The sequence below is a fragment of the Acinetobacter sp. ACNIH2 genome, assembly GCF_002934965.1.
GTDB classification, from domain to species: Bacteria; Pseudomonadota; Gammaproteobacteria; order Pseudomonadales; family Moraxellaceae; genus Acinetobacter; species Acinetobacter tandoii.
Genome location: NZ_CP026412.1, coordinates 3,125,065 through 3,141,746, shown reverse-complemented (window position 1 = coordinate 3,141,746; position 16,682 = coordinate 3,125,065). Strand labels below are relative to the sequence as shown.

Sequence of the window (16,682 nt, the reverse complement as noted above, 5' to 3'; positions counted from 1 at the left end):
GAAATTAAATCTTCAGGTCTTATTGCGGCTATCGTTTGCTTAGCTGAACGACAGCTCATTGAAGCGATAAATACTGCCCAAATTGCTTTTTAATTTCGTTGCGTCTCAATTTCCCGTTGTCGGTTAACATCTGATTGTTCAGTGAAAATGGTTCTGATGATCGATACCATTGCTTAATTTGGGCATAGTCAGGCATGCGCTCATTTGCTTTCTGTATCGCTTGCGCTAACATGCCATCCGAAATATTGTCTTTGGCATAAATCACGGCAGAAAGATAAGGCTGTGCTTCACCAAAAATAGCAATCTGGTTAATTTCTGGTTCACTCGAACCATTCGATTCCACCCATTCAGGTGAAATATTGCGCCCAAAACTACTGACAATAATTTGCTTAATACGACCCGTAATAAACAGATAACCGTCTTTATCAAAGAAGCCTGCATCACCTGTGTGAATCAGAGGATCAACTACAACCTCATTGAGATAACCCTGCATGGCATTGCCGCGTACTACCACCTCACCATTGTCCGCAATTTGCACATCTACATGGGGTAATGGTTTGCCTACACTGCCAATTTTTCTGGCATTCGGCAAATTGAGGCTAACCACTGAAGCGCATTCTGATAGTCCATAACCCTCATAAACAGGCAAATTCAACTGTTGCGACTGCAACAACAAATCGGTCGAAACTTTACCACCACCCACTGCAATGAATTTCAAACTCGCAAAGGCCTGAGCACTAAATTGCTGAATATATTCCACCATTGCCTTAAGCATTTGCGGCAATAAAATCACGCTCTGAATCTGGTATTGCTGTACCGTAGCTGCAAAGTTTTCCACCTTAAACTCATGATTCGATACCAGTCCAAAATGACTAACATTCCCTACAACGATTGAACGCCCCATATTCAAGGCAACATAAATCCCTGCAATGTTTTCCAATAAAGTAGCGAATGGAATCAAACATAAATGTCGTCCCAATTGGCTCGACTGTAATGCTGAGCTGAGCGATTCAGTAATCGACTGAATCGTGTCTTCCGCCAGACATACCCCTTTAGGTGTACCTGTGCTGCCTGAGGTGTAAGTAATCTTTGCAGGAACGACAGAATCCATCGTTGTTGGTGCAGTCACATTTAAACGAATAAAAGTGCCAAAAGCCTGTTCAGCATTAAGTAATTGTTGAATACGGCCTTGCTCACTCAAGGTATGCAACCATGTATGATTTTGGGCCACACAATCAAGGTGATACGCTGACAAGGTAAGATTTACATCTGCCATAAAAATCGTATCGACTGCACTGTCTTTTAACAGATGTAAAATCTGCTGAGCACTAAAAAATAGAGGGATCGGAATCACGGTAATCCCTGCTTTTTTAGCAGCTAAATCAATCAATACCCAATCAATACTATTCATGCCCCAGATCGCAAGTTTCTGCGTCTGTAACAGCCCCAGTTCCTTACTGAGGCATTCCATAGCATGATGAAGTTCTGCATAACTTACTGTACGTACTTCGGTCACAATCGCTTCACGTTTAGGCGTTTGTTTAGCGTACGCTGCAATAACATCGAAAAGTTGATTCATAGACTTCCCCCACTGATTGCAGCATGATTCACTTTGAAATCATAATGTTGTTGGGTTACAGCCAAAGCATCAGCAACATTAATTGCCAACACCAATGGTTTTTGCTGATAGTAATTTCCCCACTGTTTTTTGGCTTCACCCAACACTTCAGGATTTGCCTTTTCTAATACATGAAAATGCAACCCCATTTGCTGTAGTACATAACGTACGGCTATCGTACCCGTACATACCGCCCACTCGACTTCCGCTACCGTGAGATAGAACACCAAAAATGCCACGATCATTTTGGCGTATTCCATGTTCTGAGAGGCCAGATTACCAATTTCTACAATCTTGTCTCGCGCCACATCGCGTTGAATCATTTTTGTTAACGTTTGTTCAATCGGTTGTACGAGGTACTGCTCTAAAAATGCCTGATGGGACTTGAGCGGTTCAATGCCAATCGCCACATGAGTTTGATGCTGAAATTCCCCTACAAATAAGGTGGAGGAATAATGTGATAATGTTGCTTTATGCATTTCCTGATACTTAGTACTGATAAAAGCTTCCACCTGTTTTCGCTCAGGTTGACCTTCTTGCACAGCATGAATATGGAGCATCATCTTTTTTTGATGTGACACGACTCGATAATTTTTCTGACAGTTTAATCCATTCAAATATTCTAGTTTTAATACAGAATTTTCATAAATTTTATGATTTTTATAATAATTCAGACCACTAAATGTAGTTGAAAATTTTTTCCCAAATGATGCGCGACGAGATAATTTCCCTAAAATTCTGAGATAAATCGCGCATCAACTCATTGCATACAATGCAAATCAATTTCAAATTTAGCAACTATTTCAAATACTCAACAAACTCATTAAACACACGTTGATATAACTCATCGTTCAGTGCTTTAGCTTTATAAGAACCCATAAAGAGCGCTACGACGTCACCATTCCCTTCAGTACGATGTGGTTTACGGTCATCAAGCACATATAAGTGCCCAACCTTCAAATCACAAGCATAATCAGCACAAATCATTCGATCACTACCTGTAGAGATGTGAATCGGCATTATTAAGACATGACCTGTGTTATCTATATGATCTGGCAATGGTGAACGCCAGCCATAGATTTGCACACCATAGTAAGGATGAGACGTGCCTATAATGTTCAATCCGTCTATAGGGTTTGATAATCGACCTTTAATATAGCTAATTGTGTTAAGAATAAATGGTGAGGTGATCTCTTGATCCAATACATAACCTTTAATTTGTTTAATCATTAAATAGCACTCGCAACACGAATAAAGCCATGTGATCCATCTTCACCTGCGACATATTGGTCTGGTGTTGAATCAGCCGTTATTAAAGAATTTTCACCTGTACCACCTTTTCCAACATACAAGCGGACATACTGAGTTTGATTTGAATTATTGGTGTAAGTCATTGAGAGCCTTGCACCTTCTCCAGCACCGCCACCAAAGCCAGTACCTGCATCTAAAGAACCATCTGCGCCATCACCACCAGTACCTCGGCTTTCTGTATCTGAAGCAGCACCCGAATGGTCTTCAGCAGTCGCACTCCCTGATTGCCCATTCAATCGGGTTGCAGAAGCATATTCACCTTCTAATAACCATTGACCACCAGTACCCGCAATACCATCAATCTTTTGGCCACCGTCTCCAACTATGCCACCAATGCCACCAATGCCTCCGCCAGCAGTAAATTTGATTGTGGTACCGTCAATTGAAATATAGCTATCCTGACCATTCTGACCTTTAAGATCAGGGGGATTAGGCGTTGCATTTAAATCAACGTATCGTGAAGAACCACCACCGCCACCAGCACCAATAATCGTAAATGCTTTTGATTCACCCGCTAGAATAGGAAAAACGACAGGTGTGCCCGTATATACATAAGTCCCGTTACCTGTAGCAGAAGTTAGCCCTTCAACCTGTACAATCGACCAGTTAATGCTACCGTTATATCCAACACGGCTAGAACCTGAACGATCAAAAACATTTAAATCAATCCTCGCGTCTTGACGTCCAATCGTCCAAGCTTCATGTCCACCCTCTGGTGTAATGTGAATCGCATAACGAGCATCTAAAAAGCTGATATTACTGTTGGCTGGGCGATTAATTACCCGTGCATCACCTTGTTTAATAACACCAGCTAAAATCACTTTGGGATATAAAGAAGCTAGACCAGTAGCAAGGTTTGAAAGCTGCTGCTGCAATGCTTCGACAGCTTCTGAAAGTTGCTGTTGAAGACTTGAATCTGCATCCTGCATTTGTTCTTTCAGCAGTTGAATACGGTCTTCAACAGCTTGACTTAAAGCCAATAAGCCTTCTTCTGTTGCTAGAATGTCATAGAGCTGACGACGGCTATTCGGGTTAAGCGTTTGACCATTTAACTCAATAATATTGGCGAGTTCTTCTTGAATCACATTGAGCCAATCAGGTGTTACGTATGTGGCGTCCTGTTGGGGTAAATCTGCATTATCGTGAAATCCAGTTTTTCCTGTACCGTTTGCATTAGGGCGTGCATTTGAACTATCAATTCGTTTCATTTATACCTCGACAACATCATAACGAATGAAAGCGGGTAAATAGTTGTTAATAATGCAATCTATATCCGCAAGTAATGGGGTCTGTAGTTTTAGTTTGACTTTATATCTGAGTTGTTCTGTATTGACTGGTGAATTGCAAGGAGCAGTACACTGCATCGGTTTAAATTTCACGACGTCTAAGACTTGGATATTGAATATTGCAAAAAGCTGTTCTAAATAAGCTTTGTTCAAAACATTTCGGCTTGTGCGAACCCAATTTAGAATATCCAAACGTTCTTCAAGTGTCCGACTAGCATTCACGGTACATTTCAGTGGTAAACCATATTCCGCTTCATATTCATTAATCAGTTCAGGTGGAATTCCTTCTAGAACATTAAGTAATCGTTTTGCATCGAGATTTGCTTGCGCAAACAACTTTGCATGAGCATATATATCCTTTGACAATACTTCCGTATTGGGGGATGTGTCATAACCACCAGTGGGTAAAAGTTGTCTAAGTACGGCTGCATAAAGCTCAATAGTTTGTTCTAGATTCATGATGCTGCACTCACTGAAACAGCCCCCGCGCGTAACCAGCGCGTATGCATCCAATCAACGATAGGCTTAATATTTGCTGAAGGACTAAGGATCAAATCAGTAACGTTACTCAAAGCCATAATTCGTGAAACAAGTACGTTCGCTTGATATTCTTCAGCGGGTTCAAGCTCAGCAATATAGTTACGAATGGTACTTTCGACATCTGACAAAATTACGCCTGTACCACTTACTTGAGCTGTTATCGGTATTAATTGCTCTGTTGGAGAATAAACACGGCAATCTGCCCAAAAGCCAGCTTCAGCATCCACAACATTTTGAGCGGCATTAATGAGTGCCTGAGTTGGCAAAGTTGGTGGATTTCCAATGGCTGTAATCGCAACATCCATTGAACCTAAACCACGACGTTTTTTATAAATATAAACCTTCCCAACACCAGCAACGCTTTTCATGACACGTTTAAGGTCAGCCTCTCGGTCACGTGCTTGACCAAGTTGTTTGGCTTCAAGCATTCGTGCACGCCATGCTTCGATCTCTTCTTGATCTGAACCACCTGCAATTGAAACAACTTCGGCTGTACCGCTTAAACCTGCAATTGGACTCACCCAAATTAAGGATAAACCTGAGAAATTCCAAGATGCACCAAGCTGATCTGCTGTAACACTGATTTCAGTGGTCGTATTGGGCTGTACAACTACAGTCGCAACCACGCTCCAAAAATAGCCCTTGCCATCAGTGAGTTTCGATCCAGCCTCAATCGTGACTTGAACATTTGACTTCGCTTTTACTGTACCTGAAGCACGGGTACCACCTAAACGTGGAACTTTGAGTTCTTCAGCATGAATATACAAATATGGTTCATCTGCGGTTTGTACAAAAAGCTGCCGCTGAATATAGGCTTGATGATGGTATAAACCTTCAACAACAGATGATGAGCCATCAGCACGAATAGAAGCATCTGAATCAGAGGAGACAGTTAAACCTGTCTGATTGCGAATCTCTTGTACAGTAGTCTGGTAAAGTTTCAGAAAGGTAGGAATTTGATACACGTTTAGCCTCCTACAGGAACAAAGTAAAGAATCTTCTGGCTTTCGCCTGTAATACGAAAAACTTCAATTGTTAAGTCAATACGGCTCTGTTCAGATTGATTTGCACTTACCGTTATGGACTCAAAGCGTGATGGAACTAAGTCCAAAAGAGCTTCTTCAGCATATTGTTTGGCTAACAGCACATTTCTGCTGAGGTCTTTGCTACGTTTCAACGTATAAAGTCGGCTACCTATCTTCTTATTTGCCCAATACTTTCCACGATGAATGCCCAATCGCTGACAAACACACTGAACATCATCATTAACAAATGCAGCATCCAAGCTGAGTAGTACGTAATCTTTACTTTCTAAATCAATCGTTGCCATGTCTTCACCTACATTGGTTTATCTGGTGTTGGGCTATTGCCATGCTTATGGCTGTTATATGTGCCACGCATTTCTTGCATAGAACTTTTCTTGTCGATGACATCGCCAGTGGCTTGGACTTTTCCATCCACAAATAAATCACCAGTAATATGTGTTCCATCTTTCTTCAGCCAAACTGAATGACCGAACTGGTCGTAGATGCATGTTTCACCTTCAGAAACATTTATTAGGATTGGTGCACCATCTGTCGCCACGACAATTGAGCGTGAAGTTTTCCCCTGAAGAGGAATAACGACCAAGCGACTTCCTTCGGGAATATAAGAACTAAAACCAACTTGCTGAATGAGTTCGACCTCATCCAGTACTTCATCCGAAACGCCTGTCAGCTGTAAGAGTTTTGAGCTACCACGTGCAACGACACCGATAAAGGCTAAACGGACTTGTCCTAAACCACGTGCAATTTGGCGCTGCATTGAACCAATCATTTCTGTGCTCCAGTGGTCTTTGTTTTTTTCTTAGATATCTTTTTGGGAGCTGGTTCTTTGTGTAATAACGGCTGCGCCCAATCACCTTGACGCTTCATACGTAGTTTCGTGGTCTTGCCTTCACTGCGTGAAAGCATCAAGGTACGGCCATAAACCGCCCATTTAGCAGTGGCATTGCTTAATGCATTGGTTTCTAAATTGGTGTACCAGCTTGGTGTCCAAACCTTACTATCAACTGTCCAACCACTCACCGTCGCATCCAGTGCATAGGCTTGAAGGTCATTATCTTTTTTGATTTTATTTAGCGTAGAATCTGCTTCTGCTTTGGTTTCAACATCCCCCATAGATATGATTTTTAGGCGATTAAAATCATATTGAGTGCTACTGGTGATAGAAGATAAAACATGACTGCCTTTATTATCTTGACCTAAAATTTTGATCTCACTAAAGACACCACTTACATCATTGACATAAGTCAAATCCAAGACGTTATTGCTATTATCAAGGGGTTTCATAAGACGTAATGCTGTTTGAACCATATAGGGCTGAGCAAATGGATCACCAATAGTCAAAGTTCCGTCTGGCTCCATCCATACATGCTGACCTGTAACCGCTGCCGCTTTTGCGATCGCATCCCAAAGAGACTCACTGGGTTCAACCGAGACTTTATTTTTTAGCCATGAATTATCCTGAATCCGTACATCATGAATTTTTGCACTTAAATCACCAGCTAAAACATAACGTGCTAGGAGTTCCTCAAGTGTTAATTGACGACCACTGGAAATAGGCACAGAACAATCAATTAATTGCCCAACCAAATCACGACCACTGATTTCTAAGCCATAACCATCACGCCCAATTGCTTCTGCAACTTTGTCTGCTATCGAGGTTAAAATCAGTTCTTTGTTATAAAAGACCTGAATGTCTGCACCACCACAAATGCCTTTAGGTAAAGGTGCGCTTTCTGACTGAAATAGCTTAAAGCTCCAATTCTCAGCAGGTGTATCTAGCTGACTATCAATAGAGATGGAATCCCAGCTATTAATTGCATAGCCTGCAATTTGTAGCGTAATTTCATTACCTTGGTTATCGAGCATAAACAGTCAACTCCATGCCAGGGCGAAGAACTGCTGAATTCTCTAACGTAGGATTTAATCTACGAATTTCATTGGCACGGCTCATATCTTCATATAAATAATGTGCCAGCCAATGCAAGGTGCATGGTACTGCAAGCACAGTGGTAGTCACTGGGGGGCGTACTTCAATCAACTCCTGAATCTGTTGATGAATCTGATCAGCTGTCTCTTTATATATTTGGATTTGGCTAACTGCGACAGTTTTTAATTCCGTAGTAACCAGTTCTCGCTCAGTATTAATAACGGCTTGAATTGACTGACGTACATTCTGACGAATTACCGCTAAATCAATGGGTGTGAGGCTTGTTTCTTTATTTTCAGCCAATTCAAGACGAGTTGAATTAATGGCTTGTTGGGTAATTGCTACAGTAGAAGCAACCTGTGTTGAACGCCACAATTGTTGAAGTTGTGGTGATGATTGATCATCTTGAAATAGCATTTCAAAGCGTTGTACACGTTTGACTAAGTCACGCCATTTAGACAATGCAGAAATATTGGCATCAAAAGTAACCAACTGGCTGACATCATCTACTAACCCAACGACGAACGTCGCTGGGGCAAGCACATTATCAATGGTGGTTTTTGCTAAATTTAAGCCGTCACGAAAAGCGTTGACACCTTTGCGCATGTTATTTACTGCATCAAAAAATTGGTTTTGATCCAGTACTTCTAACTTTTTTAAATATTGTTCTAAGGCTGATGCAGGGGCACTTACAATGTCTTCAGTATTTATTTCATCAGGTACAACAACAGGAACAAACAGCTCACGCTTTTTATCCTTGTCTTGAATAAATTTGATAGAAATCCCACAGTAATCAACGTTATTCGCATCGTGATCAATACTGTAATCGACCACATGAACTTGCATAATGCCAAAAACTGGGTGAATCAATTCACCTGATCCAGTCTCTAGCAATGCTGCTTCAAGTGCATCCACCCAAGTTTTATAATCTTCACCTGAATAAACTGCATTAATGGAAATATTGCGAGGGTTATTGCCGACATCTTCAATTTCAGCGTCATTGGAGTACGGGGCTTGTTTAATCGCCAAAGCTTTAGATACAGCATCATTGGTCGACGTGCATTCAAATTGCACACCGCGAAAACTTGCATCTTGTAATCCTGTAGCCCAGCCCATAAAAAAACCTCACTTTTAGTGAGGTTATTATTCAAAAACTATAAAGCTGATATCAGGCGGAAGGACTTCCATTTATTTTGGGGTGATTCTCCACGGAACAAAAGCACCATGGCGTTTTTCTTCAGCTGCTGCATGATTGCTTATATCACCCAATAGACTACCTGTATTAAAAGGGAGTGGTTTATTTTGCTGAGTAGCTGTTATAAGTGAATTGAGTTTTCCTAGCATGTCTTGGCTTAATTTGTTCGCTTGCTCTTGTTTGGCTATTAACTCTGCATTTTGTTGAGATTGTGCCGCTATGCTTTTATCAATCGCTTGCTGAACAAAGTCTGGACGCTCTCCCGAACCTCCCATAAATTTATCCAAAGTGCTGTAGATAGCATTATCTAAAGGCTCAAACAATTCATATCCTGTGTATGCCAATCCCGCGAGTCCAGCAGCTTTCAAGCCATTAGAACCTTTTACCTTCGGCACACCTTTGGTTTTAGTTTCAATCGGCAGATCAGGTGAAGAGCCTTTTCCACCGACAAACTGTGTTAATGCTGCTCCACCAGCTGCTATCGTTAAGGCTTTTAAAGCTAGCTCAGTTCCACCCATCGCAGAAACTAAAACGGGATACTTATCTGTAAGTTCAGCCATTTTTGTGCCCATATCACCCAATACTCCAATGGTGGACTGGAGGGTTTGATATTCAGCATTTTTTCTTACTACATCTGCTGCATTGATACCGACTGCTGCTAATTGCTTTTTATTGTAATCTGCCTTTTCATCTAGGGTTCCAACACCTTTGGATAATGCATTCTGTGTAATTTGCTCCATCAACGGTCTATTATTCGTTGCTGCAACAAGCGCAAGTAGTGACTGCATATCAGGCATAATCTCAGCTAATCCTGATTGCTCAAAGACACCTTTTTGGCTTTCCCAGATAGCTTGTCGTTCCTGACTATTTCCCGCTTTCGCTAAGTTATTCTTTACACGCTGCATTTCTGGATTTTTGTTAATAATTTCTTCAGTGATATCCAAGAAAGTATCAAGTGCAGTTTTCCCTTTAGGTTTATCTAAAGCAGTGCGTTTTGATAAATCAATATCAAAATCTTTTTTCAGGCGAGCCGTTGTATCAGAAGAGGACAGTTTCCCAATTAAATTCTTAACGTTTACGCCAGCATCAGCAGCATTACCCGCAGTACCCATCGCCACTTCGTTTAATGCGACCAATTGAGCAACAGAACGTGCATTATTCGCTGGATCAGCAGGCAATAAACCCAATTGAGGGTTTATGACTTTAGCCAAGTCCTTGGCGCGCATACTTCCTTCAGCATCACCTTGAATGACCATAGCTTGAACATATTTCTCATCCAAACCACGTTTACGTGCTGTAAGCCCTACGTTGGCGAAATCAAGCATATCGCCGCCAGATGCAAGTGCAGCACGGGATGCATCGTAATGGGCTTTGGCTAAAGCTGCTTTATTTTTATCTAAATTATTGCCCTTTGAATAACTGCCATCTGCAATTAAAGCATCCATTGCCAAAAATGAGTCATCACGATTCACGCCTCCATTAATTGCATTACCTGTAACGATGGTATTAATCCACTTTTTGGCAGGTGCCCAGTCTTCTTTTCTGTCTGCGAAGGTTTGAGCTGCATAATGTAAATCTTTATCGTAATCAACTGTACGCTGAATCGGTTGTTGCAACATATAAGCTGCACCCACAACACCACCAGCGATAACACCGCCACGTTGTAGGGTACTCATCCCACCCGAACCACCAGTTTTTTGAATTTGCTGAATTTGTTTTTCAGTGGATACCGTTTTTCCTAATTCAGTATTCAGCGCAGTTACACGTGATTTCATTGCAGCATAGGCACGTTCCATGTCTTTGGCTGTGACTAAACCTTGACGTTGTAAAATGCCAAACTGGGCATAGGTATTATGCGTTTTCTTAATTTCTGCATGAATCTGTTGCTCAGTTCGAATTCCTAATTTACGGGCAGTATCTAAAGCAAGGGCTTCACGCTTCTGAGCTGTAAATGCCTGACCTTGTTTGTACAACTCATCCGTAATTTTTTTGGCATTGTTAATCTGACCAGCTTGAATAGGGGCAAGTTTTTGCTGCTCGGTATTAATTCTTTGGACGGCTGTGAGCTGATCTGTAGCGATGCGCTTCAGCTCTTGGCTGGCTTGCTGTCCTTTGACTTGAAGAGTTAAGGAGACTACAGAATTTTTGCTCATCGCTTATGCCTTTGGTGTCGAATGCTTACGCTTGGTTGCAGTTTTTGTGGTGCTTGAGGTTTCGGCACTGGTATTTTGACGTTTTTGGGAATTTCTAGGACGAGTATTGTTCTGCCGCTCATCCGAGAGTATTGCAAGTGCAATATCAATAGGCATACTTTGAATAGCCTCAAATGGAATGTCTAAAGACAAAAGAGCGCGGATTAACCGCGCTCCCTCATTTACTCTGCGGCTGCTTCCTTTGCCTTTAACTCTTTCAGCTTGTCATTTAAATAATCAAGGTTAGACTTGGAAGAATGACCCAGCATGGCGTAGGTAATGGCGTGTTCTTTACCGTGCTCATCTACAAGTTTGGTCATTGCTGCAAGGTCAGCAATCGCAAGATATTGACCTGCCTCAATATCTGTCTGAGATTGGATGTATTCAATTGCGGTCAATTGACGCATCACGATGTTTTTACTTTTGATCTCAGTCTGACCATCAAGTGCCTTCAGTGCTACAGGTAAGGTGCCTTCAACTTGAATCATATTTTATTCCTTAGGAGTTATAGGTTTTCTGAGATGTAGCTCAATGCAAAGCCTTCTAAATTTCGACGTGTTTCACCAGCAACGTCATAAGAATCGCTAATGGTTTGTACGTTAAAATCAATATAGGTTTCGCGGAAATTACCAGACTCAGACTCAATGCTTAAACGAGCATCTTCAACTTCAAGCCAATCCACTTCATCTTTACCATCAGGAATCACAACAGCAACTGTCAGTGCATAGGTACGAATTCCTTTCGCTTTGTGCTTGGCTTCACCTGTACGGTTCATGGTCGCTACTGGACGGTTACCTGTAGTCTTGGTGGAACTGAGTGATGCACAGTCATATTCATCACCATTGACGCTTAAAATAATAAAGCCAACTGTTTCTAAAGACATTTCTACAGTCTCATATTAATGTTGGCTTATTTTTTCCGATTTTATGCCGCGGTATCAGGCGGAAGGACTTCCAAATAAAAAAGACCACACATCGTGCAGTCTTTTTCGGGGGCGATAAACCTAGTAATTTAGCGTCAATATACGTTCAATGTTGTCGCAACGATGTGCATACCACGTACCCAATGGCTTGGAATCTCAGCATTGGCACGGGATTTATCTGTATTGTCTTGTGTAACGGTCAACTGATCTGCGGTAGCCGTAACATTTTCTAAAATTTCAGCCTTTTCCAGTTTCAGTGCTTCAGTCATAAAGATTGAGCGTAAATTACGACGGGCTGGAGCCGTATTTTTACGACGGCGTTGCTTTGATGCTGCTGTGCGCATAACTTTACGTACATAATCAATTGTTAATGCACCATTGATGTCCAGCATGATGTCATCTTCAATGCCAGTATCAGGATTTTTGCGGTAAGTTGAAATGGCACGCACAATTTCAGGGAAACCATCGGCACCTGTCTGAATCATACACACACCATTACGCATTGCCGCCTCAATACGCTCAAAGGTTAATTTGTATTGATCTTCCACTGGTGTAATGCCTAGCAAGTTCACTCCATTAAAGGGTAAAGCTGGATCGGCTGAATCCGCCAAAGCTGCTGCCATAGCTGCTGCAAGTTCTGGTTCTTCTCCAATCGCACCGTGATAGCAAACGCATAGCACTCGATATGAGGTTTCAACAGGAGCTTGAGCTGCAAAAGCTTCAGCATCTTCAACATCAGAAAATGGGATAACTAAAATTGCAGGTTTTTGGTTGATCGGATCACTGACTGAATTGAGATGTGCAATCCATGTCAAAGTATCAGGACCAGCAAGTGGAGGTGCTGATAATGCAATAATTGTATGTCCCAGTGGAGCAATTGTTTCTTGAATAGTCATCTTTTGAATATCCTTAATTAGGCAGGCGCTAGACAGAAGGTGGTGATTTGGGTTGCTAAATCGTAGTTAAATGATTGATTTTCTGGGGTGTAATTGTTTTCAACTTGACTCGCATCACCAAGAACAATCTGAATTTGCTTGTATTGATTTGTATGATTAATAAAATGCGCTCGTTCTGCTAAATCATTGATGGCAAGACTTTCAATGGTAAGAACATTGCCATTTGCATCCAGCGGTATCATCTCAATACCCATACTTAAAAGTATATTAACTACACCATCGCCATAAGGGTGAGAGAGTCCTAAACCTTGACCATTCACAAAAATTTCAATGATTCCACCATCTGAAATGCGCCCTACAATAATTTCTGAAGTCGCGCCTTCACATCCTACAGGCTCACTTATTGAGCCTATAACTTTCCCAAACACTGTACGTCCACCACGCGATTGGTTTTAATTGCAGCTGTAATCATACGGCCTGCTTCTGAGTTCACGCCAAACTCACCATCCGCAGCGGCTTTATCGTAAATACTGACAGGCATACTGCCATCACCTTCATCATTGGTGATGAATAGCACTTTTTGAGTATTTGCTAATAAACCTGTGCGCTGAGTATTGATATTGACATCTGTATACACACCAGGTGTTTTAATCCCATTTTGAATGCTCATAATCGTTCTCTCTTAAGTTTCAGCTTGAGTAGCCACTTGAATATTTGCTGTAAAAACAGCTTCCTGTGATGCAAGTGCCACACCTAACCACAATCGGCTCGCATCTATATTTGTCTCTTCATACGTTCCGATAAGTTCATCTGCTGGGTTATAGAAATTTAAGAGAACAATTGTTTCTGTTGGTCGAGTTGCAACAATTTTATAGGCGACTATTTCATCTAGACGGACTGATGCCAAATCATAGCCTTGCTTAGAAATATTCAAAGTCAGTGCAGCTGGGGAAAAATAGCTAATGGTCAGTGCATCATTTCGGTCATTTTGGGCTTGTGCTGTTTCGCTACCAAAAGATAAAAACATTTGCTCGTGGCTCGTCTTATTTAGCTCAAAAGTTGCAACTGCGCCTACAGGGAAATTCATTGCACTAAGCAGACCTGCAACGTCGTCGCCACCAAGATTAACTGTGCCACCTATATAGCTCAGTACATTTGCATCGTATGTACAGTTAATAAAATCGGGATTTGCTGGAATAGGATTTGGCAAAGTAATCGTACCGCCCATATCTTCAACAGCTTTAAACAGTGCATTTAATTTCAGAAGATCTGCACCAGTGACTTGGTCGCGCCCAGTAATACGAACTGTCATATCTAAATTAACCTCAGTTTGAATATTTAAACTCATTTTCTATCTCATCGTTTTAATTCGACTAAATCAGACTCGAATATGCCGAAATCTTTAGGGTCGAAATGGTAATTAATATTGATCCGCTCAAGCCAAGCTTCTTCAGCAGCTTCTTCGCGGACACGATCTGAAGCAGTAATGGTGTATTGCGTAGTAAATTCCTGAGCCAGCACACTTAATGACTGACTACGGGCGGAGGTATTAAAAATTGTTTTAACTCGCCCCAGTTCCAGTGGGGCTAAACCCACAACGCCTTGGCTGGATAGATCATTGCTAGTCAATAATTGCTGTACATTGTGTAGCATCTGAAATGTGCCAATATCGGCACCTGCACCATGTCGTTGCGACTCTTCATTACGTACAGAGCGATTACCAACCAAGACCACGAAGGTCACAGGCATTTTGGTCTTATTGGCGCTGGTTTTTTCAGGGGTCTTACTACCTTCGAATGTCACCCAAATGGCAGGGAAAGCATTAATAATGGCTGTAATACCAGCATCGAACTCACCGCCATAGGTTTTAATTTCACGAATCCAAGGCCATTTTCTGTCCCGAATTTGCTGTGCCATTTCATCTTTGATAGCTTGTTCAATGATTGATAAATCCAGCATTACCAGCCTCCATTTCCAAAATCACGACGTCCAACACCGAACATGACGTTATTTGATGAGGTTTCCACTGGTTTTGATTCTCCAACTGGAGAGCCACCTAAGACCAACTCTCCCTTAGAAATCTTGGTTAGGGTTTTAATGGATGTTTCATAACGGTTTTTAATTGGATCGTTTTCACTTAAATCACCAGTGACCGCATAATAGCGTGCCAAATTACAGCCAATCTCAACCAAAAATGGAGGGATAATGTGCAACGGCAGTGCATAGCGGCTCCCTACATAAGCATCAATTTCCGAGTTGGCTTCTTGCATCGCTCTATTCAGCTTATCTATATTGATTACATCTTTGTACGGGGCTTCAGTGTCCGTGAGCTGGATCAGTTCACGTTCACCAAATTTATCCCGCATTGCCGCTACCGTTGCATACATTTCGTCACCTATTAGGTTGTACCAGTTGAGCCTTGTGCCAAGTGAGGCAAGCCATAACCTGCTTCACCACGTGCTTCTACACCAAACTTATGTTCACCACGCATAAATACATCATCTGAATTGAGGTCTGTTTGAGCCAATAGTTCGGGTGATTGACGCTCTTGGTAAATAATTGGCTTAATGGCTTTTGTAGTCGAAAGTAAATGCCATTCGGAATCTGTTTCTAACCCAGCTTCAACGAGGACTTCTGCCGTACCTTTAAAAATATTTTCAGTCCCATCGGCAAACTTGGCAGCTGTCATCAATGCTTTGGCTGTTGTTTCAAGTGCAGGTGGAACGACCAGTAAATTGGGCTTAATTTTTAAGCTACGACCATTTTCATCTTTTAAACCAGTCATAGTTGCACGTGCAGCACCATAGCCAGCTTCGGCTTCAGCCAAGCTCGCCCAAGAAAGTTTTGCAGTGAGCTTATTTGAGAATTTATTTTTATCCTTATCGCCCACAGGGTGGTCTACCGCATAGAAAGGCTTGCCGTCATAGCACTTATTTTTAAACCCTGTAGTAAGTGCTTCAAAGACTAAATCTTGAGGAAAGCTTTTCGATTCTTCACCCATCGAAGCGAAGATGACTGGTAAACCAATTAACTGACCGTCAGCAATTTCATGCTTATGCACAGCAACAGTCGACTCAAAAGCGCGGTTTGTAACGGTATAACCGTGACCTTCTAAACGCTTGACGACTTTCTCACCAATCCATTCACGCAGTTTAGGAAATTTACCTAACCATGCATAATTTTCAGACTGACCAGTAGATGTCACTTTTGTAGCAACTTGAGTCCAAGTTACTTCCGTTTCTGAAAAAGACTTATTGAAAGTCGTTTTAAACCCTGTAAATAAATGTGCAAGTACTTGTTTTGCATTTTCTGCTGTAAATTTCATTAAACAATCTCCACCCATACGCTGCCTGTGTACTGCGTATCAAATCCCATAAAACGCCCAGCAAGAGAGCGGCTACCTGCACCATCTGTTTTAGCAATGGTCTGGTTATCTTCGATATAAACTGGTGCCCCAAAGTCTGCTTGAGTCACAGGGTCTACAATTGAGTTAGCAACAAGAAATAGTTTTCCACGATGTGCAATGCCATTTACTGTGCCTGCTGCATTAGGGTTTTCAGCATCATTGTCCCAAATGCCAATACAGGTTTGACCAGCAGCCCCGACATCTTCTGAGGCAACGGCATAACCATCTACGCCAACCACTGCAAATGTGCCCATCAAGACAACTGCCATAGCTGCTAAGGGAACAGGGATTAAAATCCCATCACGGTATTCTGTCGAAATTGAAGTATTAGTTTTGGTCATGA

At 41.7% G+C, this 16,682-nt stretch carries 22 protein-coding genes; all 22 read right to left on the bottom strand.

Annotated elements, in window-relative coordinates:
• Nucleotides 1-55 precede the first annotated feature (55 nt).
• The 22 genes from C3F34_RS14940 to C3F34_RS14840 all read right to left on the bottom strand — a co-directional run bounded on the left by C3F34_RS14940 (nt 56) and on the right by C3F34_RS14840 (nt 16,680).
• On the bottom strand, nt 56-1,579 hold the full coding sequence (locus C3F34_RS14940) for an AMP-binding protein (protein ID WP_044740359.1): 1,524 nt from the start codon (nt 1,577-1,579) through the stop codon (nt 56-58).
• Nucleotides 1,576-2,199 (bottom strand): thermostable hemolysin, encoded by a 624-nt coding sequence (locus tag C3F34_RS14935; protein ID WP_228155310.1) that lies wholly within the window; start codon nt 2,197-2,199, stop codon nt 1,576-1,578. The genes C3F34_RS14940 and C3F34_RS14935 overlap by 4 nt, the downstream gene beginning before the upstream one ends.
• Nucleotides 2,200-2,416: 217 nt before the next feature.
• Nucleotides 2,417-2,848 (bottom strand): hypothetical protein, encoded by a 432-nt coding sequence (locus C3F34_RS14930; RefSeq protein WP_104442016.1) that lies wholly within the window; start codon nt 2,846-2,848, stop codon nt 2,417-2,419.
• Nucleotides 2,848-4,137, bottom strand: coding sequence for a hypothetical protein (locus tag C3F34_RS14925; RefSeq protein WP_052662071.1), 1,290 nt, complete (start codon nt 4,135-4,137; stop codon nt 2,848-2,850). The genes C3F34_RS14930 and C3F34_RS14925 overlap by 1 nt, the downstream gene beginning before the upstream one ends.
• Nucleotides 4,138-4,674, bottom strand: coding sequence for a DUF2313 domain-containing protein (locus C3F34_RS14920; protein WP_104442015.1), 537 nt, complete (start codon nt 4,672-4,674; stop codon nt 4,138-4,140).
• Complete coding sequence (locus C3F34_RS14915; RefSeq protein ID WP_104442014.1) at nt 4,671-5,720, bottom strand: baseplate J/gp47 family protein; 1,050 nt, start codon at nt 5,718-5,720, stop codon at nt 4,671-4,673. The genes C3F34_RS14920 and C3F34_RS14915 overlap by 4 nt, the downstream gene beginning before the upstream one ends.
• 2 nt (nt 5,721-5,722) lie before the next feature.
• Nucleotides 5,723-6,085 carry a phage GP46 family protein gene (locus C3F34_RS14910; RefSeq protein WP_104442013.1) on the bottom strand — a complete coding sequence of 121 codons (363 nt, stop codon included), beginning with the start codon at nt 6,083-6,085 and terminating at the stop codon, nt 5,723-5,725.
• Between the two features lie 8 nt (nt 6,086-6,093).
• Complete coding sequence (locus C3F34_RS14905) at nt 6,094-6,570, bottom strand: phage baseplate assembly protein domain-containing protein (protein ID WP_104442012.1); 477 nt, start codon at nt 6,568-6,570, stop codon at nt 6,094-6,096.
• Complete coding sequence (locus C3F34_RS14900) at nt 6,567-7,667, bottom strand: phage baseplate assembly protein (protein ID WP_104442011.1); 1,101 nt, start codon at nt 7,665-7,667, stop codon at nt 6,567-6,569. The genes C3F34_RS14905 and C3F34_RS14900 overlap by 4 nt, the downstream gene beginning before the upstream one ends.
• Nucleotides 7,657-8,844, bottom strand: a complete 1,188-nt coding sequence (locus C3F34_RS14895) for a DNA circularization protein (RefSeq protein WP_104442010.1) — start codon at nt 8,842-8,844, stop codon at nt 7,657-7,659. The genes C3F34_RS14900 and C3F34_RS14895 overlap by 11 nt, the downstream gene beginning before the upstream one ends.
• Before the next feature lie 72 nt (nt 8,845-8,916).
• Nucleotides 8,917-11,076: a hypothetical protein gene (locus C3F34_RS14890; protein WP_104442009.1), complete on the bottom strand. Its 2,160-nt coding sequence runs from the start codon at nt 11,074-11,076 to the stop codon at nt 8,917-8,919.
• A gap of 3 nt (nt 11,077-11,079) precedes the next feature.
• On the bottom strand, nt 11,080-11,232 hold the full coding sequence (locus tag C3F34_RS20320; protein ID WP_158654366.1) for a hypothetical protein: 153 nt from the start codon (nt 11,230-11,232) through the stop codon (nt 11,080-11,082).
• A 65-nt stretch (nt 11,233-11,297) separates the two neighbouring features.
• Nucleotides 11,298-11,603: a hypothetical protein gene (locus C3F34_RS14885; protein ID WP_104442008.1), complete on the bottom strand. Its 306-nt coding sequence runs from the start codon at nt 11,601-11,603 to the stop codon at nt 11,298-11,300.
• Between the two features lie 17 nt (nt 11,604-11,620).
• Nucleotides 11,621-11,998, bottom strand: a complete 378-nt coding sequence (locus C3F34_RS14880) for a hypothetical protein (protein WP_104442007.1) — start codon at nt 11,996-11,998, stop codon at nt 11,621-11,623.
• A gap of 134 nt (nt 11,999-12,132) precedes the next feature.
• Complete coding sequence (locus tag C3F34_RS14875; protein WP_104442006.1) at nt 12,133-12,933, bottom strand: phage tail sheath C-terminal domain-containing protein; 801 nt, start codon at nt 12,931-12,933, stop codon at nt 12,133-12,135.
• A 17-nt stretch (nt 12,934-12,950) separates the two neighbouring features.
• The gene (locus C3F34_RS14870) at nt 12,951-13,361 is read right to left on the bottom strand and encodes a hypothetical protein (RefSeq protein WP_104442005.1); all 411 of its coding nucleotides are present in this window, start codon (nt 13,359-13,361) and stop codon (nt 12,951-12,953) included.
• Nucleotides 13,343-13,603, bottom strand: coding sequence for a hypothetical protein (locus C3F34_RS14865; protein ID WP_104442004.1), 261 nt, complete (start codon nt 13,601-13,603; stop codon nt 13,343-13,345). Before C3F34_RS14865 ends, C3F34_RS14870 begins: the two co-directional genes overlap by 19 nt.
• 12 nt (nt 13,604-13,615) lie before the next feature.
• The gene (locus tag C3F34_RS14860) at nt 13,616-14,281 is read right to left on the bottom strand and encodes a hypothetical protein (protein WP_104442003.1); all 666 of its coding nucleotides are present in this window, start codon (nt 14,279-14,281) and stop codon (nt 13,616-13,618) included.
• A gap of 8 nt (nt 14,282-14,289) precedes the next feature.
• Entirely contained in the window at nt 14,290-14,892 is a 603-nt protein-coding gene (locus C3F34_RS14855) for a phage protein Gp37 (RefSeq protein WP_104442002.1), read from the bottom strand.
• A complete protein-coding gene (locus C3F34_RS14850) occupies nt 14,892-15,320 on the bottom strand; it encodes a gp436 family protein (protein ID WP_104442001.1) in 429 nt (142 codons plus the stop codon). The genes C3F34_RS14855 and C3F34_RS14850 overlap by 1 nt, the downstream gene beginning before the upstream one ends.
• 11 nt (nt 15,321-15,331) lie before the next feature.
• Complete coding sequence (locus C3F34_RS14845) at nt 15,332-16,258, bottom strand: Mu-like prophage major head subunit gpT family protein (protein WP_104442000.1); 927 nt, start codon at nt 16,256-16,258, stop codon at nt 15,332-15,334.
• Nucleotides 16,258-16,680: a hypothetical protein gene (locus C3F34_RS14840; RefSeq protein ID WP_104441999.1), complete on the bottom strand. Its 423-nt coding sequence runs from the start codon at nt 16,678-16,680 to the stop codon at nt 16,258-16,260. Before C3F34_RS14840 ends, C3F34_RS14845 begins: the two co-directional genes overlap by 1 nt.
• Nucleotides 16,681-16,682: the final 2 nt, after the last annotated feature.